Annotated in this window: 15 protein-coding genes; 10 read left to right on the forward strand and 5 right to left on the reverse strand. The window is 64.1% G+C overall.

Translation table 11 applies throughout. The features are described 5' to 3' along the window. The first annotated feature begins 38 nt into the window (after positions 1-38). Complete coding sequence (locus FJQ89_RS22220) at positions 39-1,775, forward strand: ABC-F family ATP-binding cassette domain-containing protein (protein WP_141171731.1); 1,737 nt, start codon at positions 39-41, stop codon at positions 1,773-1,775. A 47-nt stretch (positions 1,776-1,822) separates the two neighbouring features. Here the strand turns inward: FJQ89_RS22220 and FJQ89_RS22225 are convergent, their stop codons facing one another. The 3 genes from FJQ89_RS22225 to FJQ89_RS22235 are packed head-to-tail and all read right to left on the reverse strand — an operon-like array spanning position 1,823 to position 4,766. Beyond that, the gene (locus FJQ89_RS22225) at positions 1,823-2,674 is read right to left on the reverse strand and encodes a sulfurtransferase (RefSeq protein ID WP_141171732.1); all 852 of its coding nucleotides are present in this window, start codon (positions 2,672-2,674) and stop codon (positions 1,823-1,825) included. A gap of 13 nt (positions 2,675-2,687) precedes the next feature. Further along, positions 2,688-3,611 carry a DMT family transporter gene (locus FJQ89_RS22230; protein ID WP_141171733.1) on the reverse strand — a complete coding sequence of 308 codons (924 nt, stop codon included), beginning with the start codon at positions 3,609-3,611 and terminating at the stop codon, positions 2,688-2,690. A gap of 54 nt (positions 3,612-3,665) precedes the next feature. Next, positions 3,666-4,766, reverse strand: coding sequence for an aromatic ring-hydroxylating oxygenase subunit alpha (locus FJQ89_RS22235; RefSeq protein WP_141171734.1), 1,101 nt, complete (start codon positions 4,764-4,766; stop codon positions 3,666-3,668). A gap of 405 nt (positions 4,767-5,171) precedes the next feature. Here FJQ89_RS22235 and FJQ89_RS22240 point away from each other — a divergent pair, with 405 nt between their 5' ends. The 6 genes from FJQ89_RS22240 (at position 5,172) to FJQ89_RS22265 (ending at position 14,385) form a co-directional block, all read left to right on the forward strand. After that, entirely contained in the window at positions 5,172-5,423 is a 252-nt protein-coding gene (locus FJQ89_RS22240) for an exodeoxyribonuclease VII small subunit (RefSeq protein ID WP_010394784.1), read from the forward strand. Then, positions 5,420-6,331: a polyprenyl synthetase family protein gene (locus FJQ89_RS22245; protein ID WP_141171735.1), complete on the forward strand. Its 912-nt coding sequence runs from the start codon at positions 5,420-5,422 to the stop codon at positions 6,329-6,331. Before FJQ89_RS22240 ends, FJQ89_RS22245 begins: the two co-directional genes overlap by 4 nt. After that, positions 6,332-8,200 carry a 1-deoxy-D-xylulose-5-phosphate synthase gene (gene dxs / locus FJQ89_RS22250; protein WP_141171736.1) on the forward strand — a complete coding sequence of 623 codons (1,869 nt, stop codon included), beginning with the start codon at positions 6,332-6,334 and terminating at the stop codon, positions 8,198-8,200. A gap of 190 nt (positions 8,201-8,390) precedes the next feature. Beyond that, a complete protein-coding gene (locus tag FJQ89_RS22255) occupies positions 8,391-10,457 on the forward strand; it encodes an FUSC family protein (protein ID WP_141171737.1) in 2,067 nt (688 codons plus the stop codon). Between the two features lie 207 nt (positions 10,458-10,664). Beyond that, entirely contained in the window at positions 10,665-13,217 is a 2,553-nt protein-coding gene (locus FJQ89_RS22260; protein ID WP_141171738.1) for a TonB-dependent receptor, read from the forward strand. A 19-nt stretch (positions 13,218-13,236) separates the two neighbouring features. Then, positions 13,237-14,385, forward strand: a complete 1,149-nt coding sequence (locus tag FJQ89_RS22265; RefSeq protein ID WP_243136204.1) for a cytochrome-c peroxidase — start codon at positions 13,237-13,239, stop codon at positions 14,383-14,385. A 45-nt stretch (positions 14,386-14,430) separates the two neighbouring features. Here FJQ89_RS22265 and FJQ89_RS22270 read toward each other — a convergent pair whose 3' ends face one another. Beyond that, the gene (locus FJQ89_RS22270) at positions 14,431-14,985 is read right to left on the reverse strand and encodes a cob(I)yrinic acid a,c-diamide adenosyltransferase (protein WP_100428943.1); all 555 of its coding nucleotides are present in this window, start codon (positions 14,983-14,985) and stop codon (positions 14,431-14,433) included. A gap of 150 nt (positions 14,986-15,135) precedes the next feature. On the opposite strand from FJQ89_RS22270, the gene FJQ89_RS22275 reads away from it, so the two are divergent. From FJQ89_RS22275 to glcF, 3 genes are read left to right on the forward strand one after another with little or no spacing between them, the layout of a single operon-like run. After that, positions 15,136-16,626 (forward strand): FAD-linked oxidase C-terminal domain-containing protein, encoded by a 1,491-nt coding sequence (locus tag FJQ89_RS22275; RefSeq protein WP_141171739.1) that lies wholly within the window; start codon positions 15,136-15,138, stop codon positions 16,624-16,626. A 16-nt stretch (positions 16,627-16,642) separates the two neighbouring features. Beyond that, entirely contained in the window at positions 16,643-17,713 is a 1,071-nt protein-coding gene (glcE, locus tag FJQ89_RS22280; RefSeq protein WP_141171740.1) for a glycolate oxidase subunit GlcE, read from the forward strand. A gap of 6 nt (positions 17,714-17,719) precedes the next feature. Beyond that, on the forward strand, positions 17,720-18,949 hold the full coding sequence (gene glcF, locus FJQ89_RS22285) for a glycolate oxidase subunit GlcF (protein ID WP_141171741.1): 1,230 nt from the start codon (positions 17,720-17,722) through the stop codon (positions 18,947-18,949). Here glcF and FJQ89_RS22290 read toward each other — a convergent pair. After that, entirely contained in the window at positions 18,942-21,053 is a 2,112-nt protein-coding gene (locus FJQ89_RS22290; protein WP_141171742.1) for a putative bifunctional diguanylate cyclase/phosphodiesterase, read from the reverse strand. The genes glcF and FJQ89_RS22290 overlap by 8 nt on opposite strands. Positions 21,054-21,122: the final 69 nt, after the last annotated feature.

Consider the following 21,122-nt stretch of genomic DNA (forward strand, 5'->3'; position numbering starts at 1 on the left):
TAACGCGGATGCTTGCATCCCGAACAAAGACAAGAGCCATGACTACCCTTATCTCTACCCAAGCTTTACAGCTGGACACCCACGACGGTTTCCTCTTCAATGAACTCGCCTTTACCTTGCGCCAGGGCGACCGCATCGGCCTGATCGGCCACAATGGCTGCGGCAAATCCACCTTGCTGGGCTTGCTCAGCGGCACGCGGGAAGCCACGTCCGGCACCATCCATGTCGCCCGTGCCTGCCGTTTGCAGCACGTGGAACAGCACTTGCCAGCCGAACTTGCCAGCCTGAGCCTGTACGACGCCTTGCTGGCGCCCGTGCTGGAGCAGCCGGAACTGCATTGGCGGATCGACAGCCTGCTGGCCGAGTTAGGCTTCGAGCACGAGACGGCGCAAGTGCCCGTGCATTCCTTGTCCGGCGGCCAGCACACGCGGCTGCTGCTGGGGCGTGCCCTGCTGCAGGAACCGAACGTGCTGCTGCTCGACGAGCCGAGCAATCACCTGGACTTGCCGTCGCTGCTGTGGCTGGAGCAATTCCTGTTGAGCTGGCGCGGCGCCTTCATCCTCGTCTCGCACGACCAGCGCCTGCTCGACAACGTGGCCACGCGCAGCTGGATCTTGCGCGATAGCCGGCTGTACGACTTCGACTTGCCGTGCGGCCCGGCGCTGGCGGCGCTGGCCGAAGCCGATCTTGCCGCTGCCGCCCGGCATGCGGCCGAACAGAAGGAAATCGACCGCCTGGCCGTCAGCAGCACCCGCCTGGCCTTGTGGGGCAAGATCTACGATAACGTCGGCATGGCGCGCAAGGCCAAGAGCATGCAGCGGCGCATCGACAAGCTGCAGGATGAACAGTCGTTCGTCAGCGATGGCGCGCCCTGGCGCCTGACTCTGCGCGGCAAGGCGCTGGCGGCCGACCAGCTGCTGGCGCTCGATGCGCTGGACGTGCGCGCCGTGCCGACGTCTCCCGTGCTGTTTCAGGTGGGCCAGCTGTGGCTGAAACCGGGCGACAGGGTCGCCTTGCTGGGCGCCAACGGCAGTGGCAAGTCGTCGCTGCTGCGCCAGTGCTGGCAAGCGATCCAGGCGCAGGAGGAATGGGCTGACCTGCGTTACCACCACGCGGCCAACATCGGTTACTACGACCAGTCGCTCAGGCAACTGGCCGATACGGCCGACCTGTCCGACGCCCTGTACCCGTTTGCCGTGCAAAACGAGGCGGCGCGCAGCCAGGTGGCGCGCAAGCAAGCCTTGATTTCAGCCGGTTTCCCGTATGCACGCCATGGCCAGACGGTGGCCACCCTGAGCGGCGGCGAGAGGGCGCGGCTGCTGTTCCTGGGCCTGTCGCTGGCCAGCTATCATTTGCTGCTGCTGGACGAACCCAGCAACCACCTGGACATGCAGGGCAAGGCGGAACTGGGGCAAGCCTTGCGCGGCTTCGAGGGAGGCTGCCTGCTGGTGTCGCACGACCGCGACCTGATCGAGACGGCCTGCAACCGTTTTTGGGTGGTGGCCGATGGCCAGCTGGAAGAGTGGCCAGACGCGGCCAGCGCCTATGCAAGGCTGAGCGCCGAGGATGGGCCGGCGTTGATACCCGCGCCGCGCGTGGAGCAGGCGTCTGCGGTACTGACGGACATCGACGTGCAACTGGAGCGTTTGTGCGAACTGGAGCAATTGCTGGCGGAAGACCTGGCGAGAAAACCGCGCCATCAGAAGGCGGCCAGCCAGCAGGCGTGGCAGGCGGAACTGGAACAGTTGAATCAAGCGCTGGGGATAACGTCGTAGTTATCCACTGGTAAGAAAATGGCGGACCATCTGGTCCGCCATTTTTTTTAAGTCGCCGTCGCCACGGGCCGCGCCGGATCGGCGCACCACTCGCTCCACGATCCGGGATACAAGGCGGCGCCCGGCAAGCCCGCCACTTCCAGGGCCAGCAGGTTGTGGCACGCCGTCACACCGGAGCCGCATTGCAGGATAGTAGATTCAGCCGTGCTGATCAGGCCCGCGAATTCCTGCTCCAGTTCTTTGGCGGATTTGAAGCGGCCATCCGCCTGCAAGTTATCCTTGAAGAAACGGTTTTTCGCGCCGGGGATATGGCCGCCCACGGGGTCGATGGTTTCGTTTTCACCGCGATAGCGGTCGGGGGCGCGCGCGTCGATCACCGTCAAGGCCTGGGTTTCCAGGTTGGCAACGACGTCCTGCACGCTGACCGTGCGCGTCAGGCTGGCTTTCTCCCTCAGATTGCCAACAGGGCGCGGCGCCACGGGGGTGACCAGCGGCAAGCCTTGCGCCTGCCAGGCGGCCAGGCCGCCGTCGAGTACGGCCACGGCTGGATGGCCGAGCCAGCGCAGCAGCCACCACAGACGGGCGGCGAACATGCCGCCCTGGCCGTCATAGGCGACCACTTGCGTGTCGTCGTCGATGCCCCAGCCGCGCAAGGTGGCCAGCAGGGCGTTGCGGTCGGGCAAGGGATGCCGTCCGGTAAATTGGGGGCCGCGCATCGTCTTGGGGCCGGACAGGGCCGTGTCGATGTCGGCAAACTGCGCGTTCTGGATGTGGCCGGCGGCAAACGCGTCGCTGCCGGCCGTGGGGTTGAGCAAGTCGTGGCGGCAATCGAGAATGACCCAGTCGCTGTCATTCAGGTGGCTGACCAGTTCGCTGGTCTGGATCAAGGTGGTGTACATCAGGAACGCTCCTTTACACTTCGCTGGCGATGGGATCCGTGCGCGCGATCGCCGCGCCACGGGCCGTGTTGCGGGTATTGTAATAGGTGGCGGCGATGCCGGAGGCGAGAATGATGCCGATACCGGCCCAGCCGTGCCAGTCGAACAGGTCGCCAAAGATCACCACGCCCCAGAAGCTGGAAAAGACGATGCCCGTGTATTGCAAATTTGCAACTACGAGGGTCTTGCCCAGGCGATAGGCGCGCGTCATGGCCATTTGCGCCATGGTGGCGCACAGGCCGATGGCGGCCAGCAAGCCGATGCCGTAGGCGCTTGTGTGCGCATGCCAGACGACGGGGCCGCCGCCGGCGCTGGCCACATGGCCGATCACGCCGGCGAGGAAATTGACGACCGAGAAATAAAACACGACGCGGTATTCGGGTTCGCCCAGCAAGCCCAGCTTGCGCACCTGCAAGTAGGCGAGGGCCGACAGCATGCCGGAAATCAAGGCCGTGATGGCGCCGGCCAGCTGGTCGGTCTCGAATACGGGTTGCAGCAGCAGGGTCACGCCGACAAAGCTCATGGCAATGGCCGCCACCAGCGGCCACTCGACCTGTTGCATGCCTTTCCACCAGCCGCCCGCCAGCAGGATCACGGCGATCCAGATGGGCGCCATGTAATTGAGCGTCATGGCCGTGGCCAGTGGCAGGATGGCGATGGCATAAAACCACAGCCACAGCGCGATCACGCCCACCACGCCGCGCCACAGATGCTGGCCCGGCATCGTGGTTTTAAAGCTGCCACCCTGGTACAAAATCGTGCAGCCCATGACGCTCATGCCGATGATGCCGCGGTACATGACGATTTCGGACGTCGAATACATATCCGACGCCAGTTTGACGCACACGCCCATGATGGCGAACATGAAGCTGGCAAATAGCATCCACAAAGATTGCATGGGTAATCCTGACGATGAAAATGAAAAAGGCCGCGCAATGCGGCCCTTGAGGCACTACAGTTCGATATTATTGCGGTACCACTCGTGGAAGTGCTGCATGCCGTCTTCCATCGGTGACTGGTAAGGACCCACTTCGTTCTCGCCGCGCGCCATCAGGGCCTTGCGGCCCGCATCCATGCGCAGGGCGATTTCATCGTCCTCGACGCAGGTTTCCATGTAGGCAGCCCGTTCCGCTTCGACGAAGTCGCGCTCGAACAGCACGATTTCCTCTGGGTAATAGAACTCCACCACGTTGCGCGTCTTTTGCGGACCGTCGGGCCACAGGGTCGAGACGATCAGCACGTGCGGATACCATTCGACCATGATGTTCGGATATAGCGTCAGCCAGATGGCGCCATATGGTGGCACTTCGCCGCCACGGAATTGCAGCACCTGCTCCTGCCATTTCTTGTAGGCGGGCGAACCGGCCTGCTGCAGGCCGCGGTGCACGCCTACCGTTTGCACGCTGTAATCCTTGCCGAATTCCCAGCGCAGGTCGTCGCAGCTGACAAAGCTGCCCAGGCCCGGGTGGAACGGTTCCACGTGATAATCCTCGAGGTAGACTTCGATGAAGGTCTTCCAGTTGTAGTCGCACTCGTGGATTTCCACGTGGTCGAACATATAGCCGGAAAAATCGAGGTCTTTCGAGACGGACAAATCTTTCAATTTTTCCATCACGTTGTAGCCATTTTGCTCGAACAGCAAGCCATTCCAGCTTTGCAGCGGCGTTTTCGACAGGTTCAGGCACGGCGTCTCGGGGAAGTGCGGCGCGCCGATCAATTCCCCCTTGAGGTCGTAGGTCCAGCGGTGCAGCGGGCAGACGATATGATTCGCATTGCCGCGGCCATTGAACATCAGCGCCTGCCGGTGGCGGCACACGTTGGACAGCACTTCGATACCATTGGCGTTGCGCACGAGCATACGCCCTTCGTTCTCAGACGCCAGGGTCGCAAAATCGCCGGTTTCCGGCACCATCAGCTCGTGCCCGACATAGCGCGGGCCGGCTTGGAACAATTGCTGCATTTCACGCTGCAACAGCGTTTCGTCAAAATAGACGTGGACCGGAAGTTGCGCGTTTGAACGCGCCAGCTTGGCGTGAGTAGCCAGATCGGACATCCCAACCCCCCATAAATGTACAACGGTCAGCAGTGCCCCAGGCCTATCCCTGGGCAACCGCTACAGAGAGAAAGAATCCGCAAAGACCTGAATTCAAATTTGTTGAAACGGTATTTCGGACAGAACCGGCGATTATAGCGCGTATCGGCCTCGGCATTGCCAAACCCCTCCGGCAAATAGGCTCTTAATGATAAACATTGTCATTTAGCGTGCAATTTCCGGCCGATGAGGGCGATTGCGCTAGAATTGACTGCCAAGCTGGCAACGTCTACCTCTTTGAACACGCCGATTGCGCTTTAGTTTTCACTTAATAGTGTGGTTTGTTCTAAAATAACGCTTCTATGCTGGCCGGGAGTCCCCGGCGTCTCCCTACATACCCCTCGTGCCACGAAGAGATCTGAGTCTATGTCGAAGAAATTAACTGCCGCTGCCGCAGCGCCGGCCTCGTTTGAAGAGGCAATGGCGGAACTGGCGCAGCTGGTAACGCAAATGGAAGCGGGCCAGTTGCCGCTGGAAGCATCGGTCGCGGCGTATCAGCGCGGCTCGGAACTGGTCAAGTATTGCGCCACCCAGCTCGATAGCGTCGAGGCGCAGGTGAAAGTACTGGAAGGCGACATGTTGAAACCGTTCGTGGATGCCGGCGAGGCCGCGCTATGACGGCCAGCATGCAGCAAGACGGCGTGACCTTCGGCGACTGGATGCAAGCGACCCAGTCCGGCGTGGAAGACCGGCTCGACCAATTCCTGCCATCGGCGGACACGGTGCCGCACAAGCTGCACGCGGCCATGCGCTATGCGCTGTTGGGCGGCGGCAAGCGCGTGCGCCCGCTGCTGGTGATGGCGGCTGGCGAACTGTTTGATGTCGATCAAGATACCCTCGCGCGCGCCGCTTGCGCCTTGGAAATGATTCACGTGTATTCGCTGGTGCACGACGACATGCCGTGCATGGATGACGATGCCTTGCGCCGTGGCAAGCCCACCGTGCACATCGCCTACGATGAAGCGACGGCCCTGCTGGTCGGCGACGCGCTGCAATCGCAGGCGTTCATGCTGCTGGCCGACGGCGCGGCGATTCCGCCGGGTCGGCAAATGGCGATGATCCGCCTGCTGGCGCACGCTTCCGGGTCAAGCGGCATGTGCGGCGGCCAGGCGATCGATCTCGACAGCGTCGGCCTGGCCTTGAGCCTGCCGCAGCTGGAACAGATGCATCAACTCAAAACGGGTGCCTTGCTGCGCGCGGCCGTGATTCTCGGCGCGCTGGCGGGCAAGGACCTGGCGCCGGACGAGATGACGGCGCTGAACGCCTATGCGCGCGCCGTCGGCCTGGCGTTCCAGGTGGTGGACGACGTGCTCGACGCCACGGCCGATTCGGCCACCCTGGGCAAGACGGCGGGCAAGGATGCGGCCGCCAACAAGCCCACTTACGTATCGATACTGGGGCTGGAACCATCGAGAGCCCTGGCAGAACAATTGCGGTGCGACGCCCATGCGGCGCTGGCGCCATTCGGGGACAAGGCACGCCGTCTGCGCGAGCTGGCAGACCTGGTCGTGCAGCGGAAGGCATAAATGAAACTGTTAGAAACTATCAATGAACCAGCGCAAGTGCGCAAGCTGGCCCGCTCGCAACTGGTGCCGCTGGCGCAGGAATTGCGCAGCTTCCTGCTCGACTCCGTCTCCAAGACGGGCGGCCACCTGTCGTCCAACCTGGGCACGGTCGAGCTGACCGTCGCGCTGCACTATGTGTTCAACACGCCGCACGACCGCATCGTCTGGGACGTGGGCCACCAGACCTATTCGCACAAGATTTTGACGGGCCGGCGCGAGCGCATGCACACCCTGCGCCAGAAGGATGGCATTTCCGGCTTCCCGAAGCGCGACGAGAGCGAGTACGACACCTTCGGCACGGCGCACTCGTCGACATCCATTTCCGCAGCGCTGGGCATGGCGCAGGCGGCCAAGATCAAGGGTGACCCGCTGCACGCGATCGCCGTGATCGGCGATGGCTCGATGACGGCCGGCATGGCTTTCGAGGCGATGAACAATGCAGGCGTGCAAGAAGACATCAACCTGCTGGTGATCCTGAACGACAACGACATGTCGATCTCGCCGCCTGTGGGCGCGCTGAACCGCCACCTGGCGCGGCTGATGTCGGGCCAGTTCTATGCGGCAGCGAAAAATGTCGGCAAGTCCGTCTTGCCCGGCCCCGTACTGGAATTGGCGAAGCGCTTCGAAGAGCACGCCAAGGGCATGGTCGTGCCCGCCACCATGTTCGAGGAATTCGGTTTTAACTATATCGGCCCCATCGATGGCCACGACCTCGATTCGCTGATCCCGACCTTGCAAAATATCAAGCAATTGAAGGGTCCGCAATTCCTGCACGTGGTCACCAAGAAGGGGCAAGGCTACAAGCTGGCCGAGGCCGAACCGATCCTGTACCACGGCACGCCGAAGTTCAATCCACTGGAAGGCATCAAGCCGGCCACGGCGCCGGGCAAGATGACGTACACGGAAGTGTTCGGTAACTGGCTGTGCGATATGGCCGCGCACGACAAGCGCCTGGTGGGCATCACGCCGGCCATGCGCGAAGGCTCGGGCATGGTCAAGTTCGAACAGCAATTCCCTAACCGTTACTTTGACGTGGGCATTGCCGAGCAGCATTCCGTGACCTTCGCTGCGGGCCTGGCTTGCGAGGGATTGAAACCCGTCGTGGCCATCTATTCGACTTTCCTGCAGCGCGCCTACGATCAGCTGATCCACGACGTGGCGCTGCAAAACCTGGACGTGACGTTCGCGCTGGACCGCGCCGGCCTGGTGGGCGCCGACGGCGCCACGCACGCGGGCAACTACGACATGGCGTTTTTGCGCTGCATCCCGAACATGGTCATCATGGCCGCGTCCGACGAAAACGAATGCCGTCAAATGTTGACCACTGGCTACCACTATCCGGGCCCGGCGGCCATCCGCTATCCGCGCGGCGCCGGTGCCGGCGTCGCCATCGTGCCGGAACTGACCAGCATCGAGATCGGCAAGGGCGAGCTCAAGCGCCACGGCAAGCGCATCGCCATCCTGGCCTTTGGCTCGATGGTGGCACCTAGCGTGGCAGCGGGTGAGAAGCTCGACGCGACGGTGGCCAACATGCGCTTCGTCAAGCCGCTCGATGTGGCGCTGGTGAAACAGCTTGCCGCTGAGCACGATTACCTGGTGACGGTGGAAGAGGGCTGCATCATGGGCGGCGCCGGTTCGGCCGTGGCCGAGGCCCTGGCAGCGGAAGGTATCGTCAAGCCGATTTTGATGCTGGGCTTGCCAGACGTCTTCATCGACCATGGCGACCCCGTGCAACTGCTGAAAAGCGTGGGCCTCGACGCCACCGGCATCGCCGCCTCGATCGAGCAGCGCTTCCCGTCCGCAGGGCCGCGCCTGGCGATGGTCAGCTAAGAAGCTCAAGCAAGATAACAGCGGCACTGCGGTGCCGCTTTTTTTTGTCTGGCGAGATTTTACGCTGCACTGCAACATTTATCCTCCGGGAATGCTACGATGACGCTTTGATACCTTCTCAAAGTCCACCTTGCATTTCAGGAAACTTCACCGCCGTTCGCGTGCACTGGCCGGCCGCTGGCTGACGGGCATGCACGCCTATACCGACACCCTGTCGCAGCGCCGTCCCCTGTGGATGGTCACCCTGGCCATCGACGAAACGAATCTGTCCGAGGGCTTGCGGGCCGCCTGTGCTTCCAGCGCCATGCTGCTGCTGGGCCTGCTGTTCGATCAGCCCGATTTTTCCTGGGCCGCCATCGGCGCCTTCTGGACTTGCCTGGCCGACGCGGCCGGCACGCGGCGCATGCGCTTCGTCTCGATGCTGGGCTTCGGCCTGCTGTCGACCGTGGCCGGCGGCCTGACGGCGCTGGCGGCCGGCCATGGCGTGGCGACGGCTGCCATTGCCGTACTGCTGTTTTCCTGGGCCGGCGCGCTGGCACGCATCTGGGGCGCGGCCACGGCGCAAGTGGCCATCCTGGCGGCCACGGCCTGCGTGGTGATGGTCACGCACCCATTGGAATCGATGACGCAGACGGCGCCATTCCTGGGCCTCTACATGTTCGGCTGCCTGTTTGCCACGGTGCTCAGTTTTACCGTCTGGCGCATCCACCCGTTCGGCCCTAGCCGGCGCGCCATCCGCGCCGCGTATTCGCGCCTGGCCGGCATCGCGCGCGACAATGCGCGCTTCCTCGAACATGACGCGCCGCAGGCGGACGCCGCTGCGCATGGCGCCAGCTACCGTTCGCAGGCGCGCGCCGCGCTGGAAGCGGCGCGCGTGGCGCTGGCCGCCGTGCCGCCCGCACGCGCGGGCCGCAGCGCTCTGTACGACAACCTGCTGCTGGCGCTCAGCGACGCCGAGCGCATCTTCGCCTATCTGATCGCCGTCACGCATACCTGCGAGCGCGAGCAGCAGCGGCTGCACCAGGACCCGCGCGCGCGGCGCAGCCTGGAAGTGATGGCCGTGCTGCTGCGCCGCCTGGGGCAGGCCGTGCAGCGCCAGCCGGAAACGCCGCCCCTGGAATTGCAGCGCCGCCTGGCGGGCTGCGGACGGCGCCTGGAAGCGGCGCTGGGCGCCTTGCTGCCGCTGCGCCTGAACGTGGACTTCATGGAACTGGGCTTGCCGCGCGCGGCGCAGCTGCCATGGCGCGAGGCGGCCTTCCTGGCGCTGGGGCAGGCGTGGCAGACGGCGAAAGTCAACGCCACGCCGCAGTCGCTGAGCTGGCGCCATGCGGCGCGCGTGTCGCTGGCCACGACGGCCGGCTTCCTGCTGGTCGAGGCCTTGCATATTCCGTTCGGTTACTGGGCCACCATGGCGACCTTGCTGATACTGCAGCCGTCCGTGTCGACCACCTGGCCGCGCGGCATCGAGCGCGTCGCTGGCAGCGTGCTGGGCGCCGTGCTGGCCGTGCTGATCGGCCTGGCCGTGCACACCCCGCTGGCGATCTCGCTGGTGGTGTTTCCCCTGATCGTCGCCACCATGGCTTTGCGCAGGGTCAGCTACAGCCTGCACGTACTGTTCATGACGCCCGCCTTCGTGCTGGTGGCCGACTATGCGGCGCCCGCCAGCGAGATGGTGTATGCGATGAGCCGCCTGAGCAACAATGTGCTCGGTTGCGTGCTGGCCCTGCTGGCCACGTTTTTCCTGTGGCCGGACCGCGAAGCGGACGACCTGGACCAGCGTCTGGCGAAAGCCGTGTCGGCCAACCTGAAATACCTGCTGGCCGTGCTGGCGGCCGGTGGAAAATGGGATAGCGCCATCGCGCGCCTGCGCCGCGAGGCGGGGCTGGCCAGCAATAACGCGGAACAGGTGCTGCAGCGTCTGCGCATCGAGCGCCGCCTCGACCGCAGCGCCGGCGTGGGACTGGCGGCGCTGCGCACCTTGCCGCTGCTGCGCCGCGTGGCGGGCAGCACGGCGCGCATCAGCCTGAGTCCCCAGGCCGAGCCGGCGCCGCCCGAGCTGCAGCAATGGATTGCCGAGGTCAGTGCTGAAATGGATGCCTTGCTGCGCGGGGATTCCGGCGCCCCGGCGCCCGGCCCCTGCATCAGCGAGGTGCTGACGCCTTTGCAGGCCGATGCCGTGACGCAGGTACAGTTGCTGCGCGGCTTGCTGCGCGAACATGTGCATGTGCAGCCGTCCAGGGTGGCGGTGCCCGCATAAGCGAGCGGCGTGGCGCAGATGCCACAGGCTGCCCGTAATTTTTACGCATGTCAAAAAAACAGCCGAGTTTTGATCTTTCTGCCTTGTAAATGCGAATAGCAATAGTTATCATTTGCAACTGGCGGCATGAGAAGACGACACTGGAGGATCAAGTGAAGGGCGGCATCATGAGACTGCCCCTTTCCCATCCGCAGTTGAAGGTTCTTCATGTCTTCCATTCTTACCCTGCGCCAGTCCGTGCTGGCCATCGGCCTGGCCTTTGGCGCCAGCGCCGCCTCTCCCCTTGGTCTTGCCGCCGAAGCGGACGCCGATGAACCGGCACCGCAGGTGCTGCCCGAAGTGCGCACGCAGGCCGAACGTGTCTCCGTGGGCGAGCAGCGCCTGGACAGGCGCCAGATCGAAGCGATGAAGGGTATCGATGGCAATGTCACGAGCTTGTTGCGCATCAATCCCAGCGTGCAATTCGATAACAAGCAGCAAGCCTCCGCTACCCAGGGCGAGCTGGCCCCGGCCGACATCAGCATCAATGGGGCCAAGTTCTACGATAATCTGTACCAGATGGATGGCATGTCGCTCAACAACGATATCGGTCCCGTCAGTAGTAATCCCGCCAGCAATACCACGCCACCGTCGGCCAGCCAGGGCTTTGCCGTCGATACCAGCCTGCTGTGCGACGTGACGGTGCTCGACTCGAACATCGGCGCCGAGTATGGCCGCTTCAAGGGCGGCGTGGTGAAGGCCAACACTTGCGCGCCCACGCGCAAGCTGTCCGGCCAGGTTTCCGTGGAAAGCACGCGCTCGTCGTGGATGCAATACAAGCTCAACGATAGCCAGAAGGAAAGCGCCACCACGTCGACGACGGCGGCCTTGCAGCCCGAATTCGAGAAATGGACGTACCGTGCCGCGCTGCAGGGCAAGGTGACGGAGAATTTCAGCCTGATCGGCAGTTTTATCCGCAAGACGTCGGACATTCCCCTGAATGGCTACGGCAACCGTTTGCAAAGTGAAAGCGATGCCAACCGCAAGGTACAAAAGCGCGGCAGCGACAATGCCTTCGTGCGCGGTTTCTGGACCATCGGCCCCGGCGTGCTGGCCGATTTCTCGCTCATGCATGCACCGGCCAGTGGCGACTATTTCATTGCCAATGCAAAAAACAGCACGTATCACCTGAAAAGCGGCGGCACGGGTGTCAACCTGGGCCTGACGCATCCCGTGGGATTGCTGGGCAATGCCAAGGCGGAGCACCGATTGAGCTGGAACAAGATGGACAGCTCGCGCGATGCCGATGCCAGCGTCTGGAAAGCCTGGCGCTACTCGAGTGGCAAGAACTGGGGCGTCAAAACGGGCACGGGTGCGACGGGCTGGGCCAGTAACGAGGGCGGCTGGGGCGACGTCGACCAGGAACAGGAAAATATCGCGTACCAGGGCAAGCTGAAGTGGGAGCCGCTCGATTTGCTGGGCATGTCGCATACTTTCGAGGCCGGTGTGGAACTGGACTATCAACGCAGCAGCTATGTGCGCCACACGCAGTATGAGCAATACCAGGCATCGCTCAATACCAACACTTGCAATATGCCGGGTGGCGCGGTGGACACGCAATACTGCTCGCTGGCCACGCCCTGGAATGTGGCGTCGAACGTGCGCGGCCAGTACCTGGCGCAGCGCATTATTTACTACGCGGGCGCCTATGAGCTGAACAACAAGATGCGTGGCGCCTTCCTGCAGGACGATGTCAGGCTGGGCGACGTGCGCCTGCGCCTGGGCGTGCGCTACGACAGCGACGAGCTGTCGCCGAAGTCCAGTATCGCGCCGCGCCTGTCGGCCTTCTGGGATGTGGCAGGCAAGGGCACGACACTGATCGAGGCAGGCGCCAACCGCTACTATGGCCGCAATTTCTTTGATTTCTACGCCCATTCGAAACGCCTGGCGCTGCAGACGTCGCCGCAGACGCGCACCCTGTCGGGCGGCTTGCTGAAGGATTGGGCAGCGCCCGTGATGGCCGCCAACTGGGCCTGGTACAAGACGGGCGACATGAAGGTGCCGTACACGGATGAAAAAATGCTGGGCATCAGCCAGCAATGGGCCGGCGTGAAGTGGAGCGCCAAGCGCGTGCTGCGCGAAGGCCGCGACGAGATGGTGCAGCATTTGTTGTCGCCGGCTAATTTCTATTGGGATAACGTGGGCCGCACGGACAGCAAGGTCTGGACGTTTGCCGCCGAAACGGCGCGTCCCCTGCGTTGGGGCGATACGGCTACGCACGTGCAGTTCGGCTACGACCGCACGCGCATCCACTCGTCGCACGCCGATTACGCGGATAGCCTGAGCGATCTCGCGGGCGACTTGAAAGACTATATCTATTACCAGGGCAAGTTCATGCGCTGGGTGGACCGCCCTGCGAATAATTACAACCGTCCCTGGACGGCGCGCCTGTTGCTGTCGACGGATATCCCTGCATACCGCCTGAAAGTGGACAACTTCTTGCGCATGCGGGGGCCGGAAACGGGCATGGCGGCGACGGGCGAGTCCAGGCTGTTCGACGGCGAGGTGGCCACCGTCTTCAAAGATATTACGGTGGGCAAGTCGATCACCTGGGACCTGCGCGTGCAGTATGCGCTGCCGAAGACGGGCGCGGGCGAGGGCTTTGTGAACCTTGGGATCGAGAACGTGAGCAACCGCAGCAATCCCCTGTTCCAGTCGACGACCGAGGTCGTGTATGAAAAAGGCCGCCAGTTTACGCTGGAACTCGGTTACCGTTTCTAGTCAACTCTTCGGCAGGCGCATGAACATGGCATCCCACCTGAAAAAAACCACCGTCGCCCTGGCCGCCTTGCTGGCGGGCGGCGCCCTGTTACTCAGCCTCGATGGCCAGGCGCGCGAGGGCGCTCCATCCGCCGTTGAGCCTTGCGCTGGCGCAAGCGGCTGGGACCTGGCCTGTCTGCGCCAGACGTATGCGCGGCCGATCGCCGGCTGGCCCCGGCCGCAGGTGGCCGACGGCGTCACGCCGGCCGAGCTGGCCCCGGTCTCGGCCATGCCCGTGCCGTCCCTGGCGCCGGCCGTCGTGGCGCTGGGGCAGCGCCTGTTCAACGACCCCCGTTTGTCGCGCTCGAATGCGGTGGCTTGCCTCAGCTGCCACAGTCCCGCGCACAGCTTTGCCGACAGCAAGCGCGTTTCCGTCGGACACGAAGGGCGGCTGGGCCAGCGCAATACGCCGGGCTTGCTGGGCGTGGCGCAGATCAAGCCGCTGTTCTGGGATGGCCGCGCCAGCTCCCTGGAAGAGCAGGCGCTGGGGCCCTTGCAGCATGCCGACGAGATGGCCATGGACGTGCCGGCCCTGCCGGCCAAGCTGGCCGCGCTCGATGATTACACGGCGCAGTTCGATGCGGCTTTCGGCCAGGGCGCCGGCGTGACCCTGCCGCGTATCCTGACGGCGCTGGCCGACTACCAGCGCACCTTGCTGCCGCCCGTCACGCGTTTCGATACTTTCCTGGAAGGCGAGCGCACGGCCCTGAACGACCGCGAGCTGCTGGGCCTGCATCTGTTTCGCACCAAGGCGCGCTGCATGACGTGCCACAGCGGTGCCTTGCTGACGGACCAGCAATTCCATAACCTGGGGCTGACGTATTACGGACGCAAGAAATATGAAGACCTGGGCCGCTATCTGGTGACGGGCAAGGATGGGGATGTGGGCAAGTTCCGCACGCCGGGCTTGCGCGGCGTGGCGCAATCAGGGCCGTGGATGCACAACGGCCTGTTTCCGCAGATGGTGGGTTTGCTGAACATGTATAACGCGGGCATGTCGCGTCCCGTGCCGCACAACGCACAGCAGGCGGTCGATCCGAAGTTTCCCGTCACCTCGCCCCTGCTGCAACCGCTGCAGCTGACATCGGACGAAATCATCGCCTTGAAGTCCTTCCTGGAAGTGCTGTAGGCGCGGCGCGTCATGCACGTCCGCGATCCTCTGTCACTTCCCGCTTTACCCTCTGGTGCGGTCATGCCGCCACAGCACGTCGCTGCCGCCGGCAAAGCGGTTCAGCACGCGCGACAGCACGAACAGCAGGTCCGACAGGCGGTTCACGTACTGGCGCGGATGCTCGTGGATGGTTTCCGCATTGGCCAGGGCGACGATGCTGCGCTCGGCGCGGCGGCACACAGTGCGGCATACATGCGCCAGCGAGGCGGCGCGCGAACCGGCCGGCAGGATGAATTCACTCAAGGCGGGCAGGTCCGCATTGTATTTCGCCAGTAAATCATCGAGGCGCAGCACATGCTCTTCCTTGATCAGCTGGTAGCCGGGGATGCAGATTTCCCCGCCCAGGTCGAACAGGTCGTGCTGGATGGCCACCAGCTCGTCGCGCAAGGCGTCTGGCATGGCTTCGCACAGCAGCAAGCCGATATTGGAATTGAGTTCGTCCACGTCGCCCATGGCGTGGATGCGGGCGCTGTCCTTGCTGGTGCGGCTGCCGTCGCCCAGGCCGGTGCTGCCATTGTCGCCCGTGCGCGTGGCGATTTTCGAGAGTCGGTTGCCCATGATGCTGATCCTGTCAATGAAGAATGGGGGCAGCATACGACACTGCGCGCCGCCTGGCTGCGGATTTGGCTTCTAAATGGACAAAAAAAGCGCTGCGCGCCACTTTTGTGCTTACAATCGTTGCACGCCCATGCCCATTCCCCCCATCTTATGCTCAATGCTGCCCCTGAACCTGGATTGACCGCCGCGCGCCAGCAAGCCGTCGTCGCGGCCCTGCTGGCCGTGCTGCCGGCCCGCTGCGTGCTGTCCGACGCCGAAGATACGCGCCCGTACGAATGCGACGGCCTGGCCGCCTACCGCCAACTGCCGATGGTGGTCACCCTGCCCGATACGGAGGAACAGGTCATCGTCATCCTCGGCGTCTGCCGGGAACTGAAGGTGCCGATCGTGCCGCGCGGCGCCGGCACGGGCTTGTCGGGTGGCGCCTTGCCGATCGCCGACGGCGTGGTGCTGTCGACGGCGCGCCTGAACCGCATCGTGCGCCTGGACGCCTACGCGCGCATCGCCGTGGTGCAGCCGGGGGTGCGCAACCTGGCCATTTCCGAAGCGGCGGCGCCCCATGCGCTGTACTACGCGCCCGATCCATCCTCGCAGATCGCCTGCAGCATCGGCGGCAACGTGGCGGAAAACTCGGGCGGCGTGCATTGCCTGAAATACGGCTTGACCGTGCACAATGTGCTGCGCGTGCGCATCGTCACCATCGATGGCGACGTGCTGGAGCTGGGTGGCGAATGCCTCGACTCTCCGGGCCTCGACCTGCTGGCCGTTTTCATCGGCTCCGAAGGCATGCTGGGCATCGTCACGGAAGTGACCGTGAAACTGATCCCGAAACCGGCCACGGCCAGGGTCATCATGGCGTCCTTTGACGACGTCGTCACGGGCGGTAACGCCGTGGCCAACGTGATTGCCGCCGGCATCATTCCGGCCGGGCTGGAAATGATGGACCAGACGTCTTCGCGCATGGTCGAACCGTTCGTCAAGGCGGGCTACGACATCGATGCAGCCGCCATTTTGCTATGCGAAGCGGACGGCACGCACGAGGAAGTGGAAGAGGAAATCGCCCGCATGACGGCGGTGCTGGAAGGGGCGGGCGCCAGCGCCATCGCCGTCTCGCAGTCGGAAGCGGAGCGCATGAAGTTCTGGTCCGGCCGCAAGAACGCGTTTCCCGCCGCCGGGCGCATCTCGCCTGATTACTACTGCATGGACGGCACCATCCCGCGAAAAAAACTGGCGGAAGTCCTGACGGGCATCGCCGGCATGGAAACGACGCATGGCTTGCGCTGCGCGAATGTGTTCCACGCGGGCGACGGCAATCTGCATCCGCTGATCCTGTTCGACGCCAACAAGCCCGGTGAATTCGAGCGCGCCGAAGCGTTTGGCGCGGACATCCTGGCCCTGTGCGTGGCCGTCGGCGGTACCATCACGGGCGAGCATGGCGTGGGCATGGAAAAGATCAATTCCATGTGCGTGCAGTTTACGCGCGCCGAACTCGATGCCTTCTTTTCCGTCAAGCGCGCCTTCGACCCGCATACCCTGCTGAACCCGGACAAGGCGATACCCACCTTGAACCGCTGCGCCGAATTCGGCAAGATGCATGTGACGGCAGGGCGCCTGCCATTCGCCAACCTGCCCCGTTTTTAATTTGCCGGAGACTCCTTTGCAAGCGATAGTGGAACAATTCAGGCAGGCCATCCTGGCGGCCAGCGCGGCGGGCACGCCCTTGCGCCTGCGCGGCGGCGGCACGAAAGACTGGTATGGACAGCAATGCGACGGCGCAGTGCTCGACACGCGCGCGTATGCGGGCATCATCGACTATGAACCGACGGAGCTGGTGATCACGGCCCGCTGCGGCACGCCGCTGGCGGACATTGAGGCGGCACTGGCCGCGCGCAACCAGATGCTGGCCTTCGAGCCGCCGCATTTCGGTCCTGGCGCCACCGTGGGCGGCGTCGTCGCCAGCGCGCTGTCCGGCCCGCGCCGCGCCAGCGCGGGCGCGCTGCGTGATTTCGTGCTGGGCGCCGTGCTGATGGACGGTCATGGCGAGCGCCTGGCCTTCGGCGGGCAGGTGATGAAAAACGTGGCCGGCTACGATGTCTCGCGCCTGCTGGCGGGGTCCATGGGCACGCTGGGCCTGATCCTGGAAGTGTCACTGAAGGTGCTGCCCTTGCCGCTGCGCGAAGCGACGTTGCGCGTGGCGTGCGCGGAAATCGCCGCCTTGCGCTTGCTCAATGAATGGGCGGGCAAGCCGCTGCCGATATCGGCCAGCTGCTGGCACGACGGCGTGCTGACGGTGCGTCTGTCCGGCGCTGAAGCTGCCGTGTCGGCAGCGCTGCACACGCTGGGCGGCGAGCTGCTGGCAGCCGATGAGGCGGCCGCCTTCTGGCTGGCCGTGCGCGAACAGACGCACGCATTCTTTGCGGGCGCGGGCAGCTTGTGGCGCCTGTCGTTGCCGCCGCACGCCAGCGCCGTGATTTTAAAAGGGCGCCAGCTGATCGAGTGGGGCGGCGCGCAGCGCTGGCTGAAGCTCGACGGCGATGCTGACGCCGATAGCGCCCGGCATATCCGCCAGGCCGTGGCCGCTCTTGGGGGGCACGCCACCCTGTTCCGCGGCGGCGACAAGGCGGTGGGCGTGTTCCACCCGCTGGCGCCCGCCATCGCCACCATCCACCAGCGCCTGCGGCAGGCTTTCGACCCTGCCGGCATCTTCAACCCGCACAGAATGTATTGAGCGCGCATGCAAACCAATCTCGCCGATTTCATCAAGAATACGCCGGCAGGCGACGAAGCCGAAGCCATCCTGCGCGCCTGCGTGCATTGCGGCTTTTGCACGGCCACCTGTCCCACCTACCAGCTGCTGGGCGACGAGCTCGATGGCCCGCGCGGACGCATCTACCTGATCAAGCAAGTGCTCGAAGGCGCGCCCGTCACGGCCAAGACGCAGACGCACCTGGACCGCTGTCTGACCTGCCGCAACTGCGAGTCGACCTGTCCCTCGGGGGTGCAGTACGGGCGCCTGGTCGACATCGGCCGCAACGTCGTCGAACAGCGCGTGCAGCGCCCCTTGCGCGAACGCGCCTTGCGCTTCGCCCTGAAGGAAGCCTTGCCGCGCCGCTGGCTGTTTACACCCGTGTACAAGGCGGGACAGGCGCTGCGGCCCTTGCTGTCAAAAGGCTTGCAGGATAAATTGCGCCCGGGCGCCGCCGCCGGCGCATGGCCCGCGCGCCAGCACGCGCGCAGCATGCTGCTGCTCGATGGCTGCGTGCAGCCGGCCATGTCGCCCAACATCAACGCGGCCACGGCGCGCGTGCTCGATGCGCTGGGCGTGCAATTGATCGTCGCGCCGAAGGCCGGTTGCTGCGGCGCGCTGCGCCATCACCTGAACGACCAGGAAGCGGCGCTGGACGACATGCGCCGCAATATCGACGCCTGGTGGCCGTATGTCGACAGTGCCGAAGCCATCGTCATGACGGCGTCCGGCTGCGGCGCCACGGTGAAGGAATACGGTCATTTGCTGGCGCACGACGCGCAGTATGCGGAGAAGGCGCGGCGCATCGCCGCGCTGACGCGCGATTTGTCCGAGATCATGCCGGCGTTTGAAAACGAGCTGGTGGCGCAGCTGAAAGGGCGCATCGGCAAAAAAGTGGCGTATCACCCGCCGTGCACCCTGCAGCACGGCCAGCAAATCCGCGGCAAGGTGGAGCAGGTGCTGCGCGCCGTCGGCGTCGACGTGCGCCTGTGCGCCGACAGCCATTTGTGCTGCGGTTCGGCGGGCACGTATTCGATCCTGCAGCCGGCCCTGTCGCAGCAGCTGCGCGACAACAAGGTGGCCAACCTGGAAGCGTGCGAGCCCGATGAAATTGTGTCGGCCAATATCGGCTGCCTGAGCCACCTGCAGTCGGGCACCGAGACGCCCGTGCGGCACTGGATTGAGCTGATCGACTCCGCTTTGTCCCAGGTTAAATAGATACTTCGCTATATTGCGCAGTTTTCCATTGTGGCGCCGGGATAAAATTGTTCGCCCACTCCAGCACGGCGTCGGCCGGCATGGGGCGGGCGATGCCGTAGCCTTGCGCCAGGTCGCAGCCCAGCTGGATCAGGCGCGCGCCATGTTCGACGCTTTCCACGCCTTCGGCGATCACCGTCAAGCTGAATGAACGGGCCAGGCCGATGACGGCGCGCACCAGGTGCAGGTCGTCGCGGTCGTTGAGCATGTTGCGCACGAAGCTCTGGTCGATCTTGACGATGTTCGCCGGCAGACGCTTCAAATACGACATCGACGAGTAGCCGGTGCCGAAATCGTCGAGCGCGAACGTGATGCCCAGCGCCTGGCAGGCGCGGATGATGCGGCGCACGTCCTCGATGTCGTGCAGGGCCGACGATTCGAGGATTTCCAGTTCCAGCATGCTGGCGCACACGCCGGGAAATTCGCCGAGGATGGTTTCCAGGCGCGAGATGAAATTGGGTTGCTGGAAGTGGCGCGCCGCGATATTCACACTGACCACCCAGTGCTTGCCGGCCGCACCCCAGCGCTGCAGCTGCCACAGGGCCTGGCGCAGCACCCATTCGCCGATGTCGATGATCAGGTCCGTCTGCTCCACCAGCGGCAGGAATTGCGCCGGTGCCAGCACGCCGCGGCGCGCATGCTGCCAGCGCAGCAGCGCTTCCATGCCCACCACCGTGCCGGCGCGCATGTTTACTTTTGGCTGGTAGTACAGCCGCAGTTCGCCGTTGATCAGGGCCTGGCGCACTTCCGTGCGCTGGTTGTGGTGGGTGCGCACTTCTTCATCGAGATTGGTGTCGAAGAAATGGTACTGGTTGCGCCCCGTCAATTTCGCCTGGTAGACGGCGTGGTCGGCGTGGCGCAGCAGGCTTTCCGTATTCAAGTCCTTGCCCGCATAGACGGCGATGCCAGCGCTGGCCGTCATGTGCAGCGCCTGCTGGTCGCACTGGTAGGGGCGGCTCAGTTCCTGCATCAATTGCGTGACGTTCTGTTCGATGCTGGCGATATTCACCTGGCCGCACAGCAGCATGACGAATTCATCGCCGCCCAGGCGCGCCGCATAGTGGACCTGGCCCGTAAAACTGTGCAGGCGGCCCGCCACCTGCTTGAGGATTTCATCGCCCGCTTCGGCGCCGTAGCGGTCGTTGATGACCTGGAAGTGGTCGAGGTCGAACAGGCAGACGGCCAGCAGGCGCTGGCGTTCGCGTGCCAGGAACAGTTCCTGTTCGAAGCGGGCGGCCAGCGCGGCACGGTTGGGCAAACCGGTCAGTACATCATTGTAGTTTTGCCATGATAGTTTTTGCAGCGCCTGCTGCATGTGCACGGTTTCGTTCAGCTGCTCGCCCAGCTGGCGCTGGCTGGTCTTCAGCGAGGAAAATAGTTCTTCGACATCGCCGGCCATGCTGTTGAACGAGTGCGACACGGCTTGTGCTTCGGGCGTGGCGCCAGCGGCCAGGCGCACGGCGAAGTTGCCTTCGCGGAAGCGGTCGGTCGCTTGCACCAGCCGCGCCAGCAAGCGCCGGTGCGTGGCCAGGATCAAGCTCAGCAAGAGGAAGACCAGCACGATATTGATGGTGCTGAGGACGGCCTGTTCGCGTACCCGCTGCCATACCTGCGCCAGGGGCAGGCCGGGCGTGTAGTGCAGGGCGAGGATGCCGTCGCCGCCGTCCGGCAGCGCCACCGTCAGGCGGCTGCGGATGGCCGTGATGCCGGCCAGGCGAGCGAACCACGCGGGCACCGTGACCGCCACGCTGTCGGCCAGCGGTTTGTCGGCCAGCACTTCGACATGCGCGTCAGCCGTGTCCCAGCGCGCGGAAACGAGGCTGCGGTTCAGCGGCAGGGCGCCGCGCAGCACCTGGCGCACGCTGTCGTGCATCGCGTGACTGTGCGTGTGTACCGTCAGTGGCAGCACGCTATTGGCCAGGAACAGGTCGAGTTGCCGGGCATCGCTCTGGTAGCGCGCCTTGGCCAGCGCCGTTTCCGTACCGAGCAGGGCGTGATAGCGAACGGCGGAAACGGCGAGTATCAGGAAGAAAATAGGAATGAAGAGACGGGAATAAATGCCCATCCGCATCCATGAAGATATGAATTTCCCAAAGACTGGCATCGTTTTTTGATCGATATCTGCGAATAATTA

It is taken from the genome of Janthinobacterium tructae, from assembly GCF_006517255.1.
In the GTDB taxonomy this organism is placed as follows: Bacteria; Pseudomonadota; Gammaproteobacteria; order Burkholderiales; family Burkholderiaceae_D; genus Janthinobacterium; species Janthinobacterium tructae.